3 protein-coding genes are annotated in these 1,505 nt (G+C 73.3%); 2 read left to right on the forward strand and 1 reads right to left on the reverse strand.

The genetic code is table 11. The features are described from left to right. Positions 1-29: 29 nt before the first annotated feature. Positions 30-242: a hypothetical protein gene (locus tag NBW84_RS17510; protein ID WP_250285807.1), complete on the reverse strand. Its 213-nt coding sequence runs from the start codon at positions 240-242 to the stop codon at positions 30-32. Positions 243-445: 203 nt separating this feature from the next. Between NBW84_RS17510 and NBW84_RS17515 the strand changes: the two genes are divergently transcribed. Both NBW84_RS17515 and NBW84_RS17520 read left to right on the forward strand, forming a co-directional pair. Further along, positions 446-616, forward strand: coding sequence for a hypothetical protein (locus tag NBW84_RS17515; RefSeq protein WP_250285808.1), 171 nt, complete (start codon positions 446-448; stop codon positions 614-616). 12 nt (positions 617-628) lie between these two features. Beyond that, positions 629-1,505: MBL fold metallo-hydrolase (locus NBW84_RS17520; protein ID WP_250285809.1), on the forward strand; the 877-nt coding region annotated here is incomplete at its 3' end.

The following is a 1,505-nucleotide window of genomic DNA, read 5'->3' on the forward strand; positions in this document are numbered from 1 at the left end:
GCCGGCTGACGGTCACCGGCCGACGGCCGCTAGTCGACGGGCCGCAGGCTCATCGGGCCGTAGACCCTGCGGTCGCCCTCGTGGAGCACCACCTGTTGGACGCCGGCGGCCAGCAGCTCCTGCCAGATCTCCCCCAGCCAGGTCTCGGCGTCGCTCTGGGTCGGGAACGACTCCGACGGCAATGAGCCGGCGGGGGTGACCACCCCACCGTCCTCCGTCTCGAAACGCCAGGTCCAGCTCACCGTTTGGCCTCCTTGCCCAGGTCGTCGGTCCTCTTCGCTGTCCGTCGGAGACCATCCAACACCGGCGGTGGGCCCGGAGGAGACGACCAGCGGCGAGAGCGGCGGCGGCTGGGTGAACCGAACAGGTGGCCGGTGGACGGAAACACCCCATACGATCCGTCGGACGGCCGGGCCGGTCGACACAGAGGAAGGAGACCGTGATCATGGCTTCGCACGGTGTCACGACGTTGCTCGCGGAGGCCACCGCCGAGTCGCACGAGGCGCCCATGGTCTGGTGGCAGGTCGGGCTGGTCACGATCGGCGCGATCCTGCTCCTCGGTGTCGTGATCGCGCTCATGACGCTGGCCGACCGCAGGCGTCATCCGCACCCGTAGGCGTCCGGGCAGGTGCGCCTGAGGCTGCTGGGCACGGGGTCGGCCGACGGCTGGCCCAACCCGTGGTGCGGGTGCGCGTCCTGCGGGTGGGCCCGCGAACACCAGGTGCGCACCCAGACCGCGGTGCTCGTCGAGGACCGCCTGCTCATCGACTGCGGGCCGGACGTGCCGCGCGCCGCCACCAGGTTCGGGGTGCGGCTCGCCGACGTGCGTCATCTGCTGTTCAGCCACGCCCACGGCGATCACACCAGCCCCGAGGCCCTGCTGTGGCGGACGTGGTCGACGGTGGCCACCCGCCCGCTGGACGTCGTCGGGCCGCCCGCCTCGCTGGACGCCTGCCGCCCCTTCGTGGCGCCCCCGGACGGGGACACCGGGGCGTTGCGGTTCCACCCGGCACATGCCGGTGACGTCCTGTCACTGGACGGTTTCGTCATCCGCGCGCTGGCGGCCAACCACGGAGCCGCGTTCGTGGGCCCGGCGCTGCTCTACGACATCACGGCCCCCGACGGCGGGCGTCTGCTCTACGCCTGCGACACCGCCGCGCCGCTGCCACCGGCGACCCTGGACGCGCTGGCCGGCCGCGCCTTCGACGTCGTGCTGATGGAGGAGAACAACGGCGACCGGCCCGGCTTCGGCGACCACCTCGACCTGGCGACGTTCGCCGACGTCCTCGCGGAGCTGCGGCGGCGGGGCGCCGTGGCCGAGGCAACCCGGGTCGTCGCCGTCCACCTCGGCCACCGCAACCCGCCCGGCGACGAGCTCGCCCGGCGGCTGGCACTGATGGGCGCACACCTCCACCCCGACGGCACCGTCATCGACACCGCCACCGGCAACCTCCCCGGCAACGCCGCAGCCGGCGGTGTGCCCGGCACCACTGCGTCCGATGGTG

Origin of the sequence: Protofrankia sp. CiP1_Cm_nod2, assembly GCF_920664355.1 — a bacterium.
Classification (GTDB): Bacteria; Actinomycetota; Actinomycetes; order Frankiales; family Frankiaceae; genus Protofrankia.

Coding starts and splice junctions, on each gene's coding strand:
- NBW84_RS17515 (WP_250285808.1), top strand. CDS start 446: ATGGCTTCGCACGGTGTCACGACGTTGCTCGCGGAGGCCACCGCCGAG.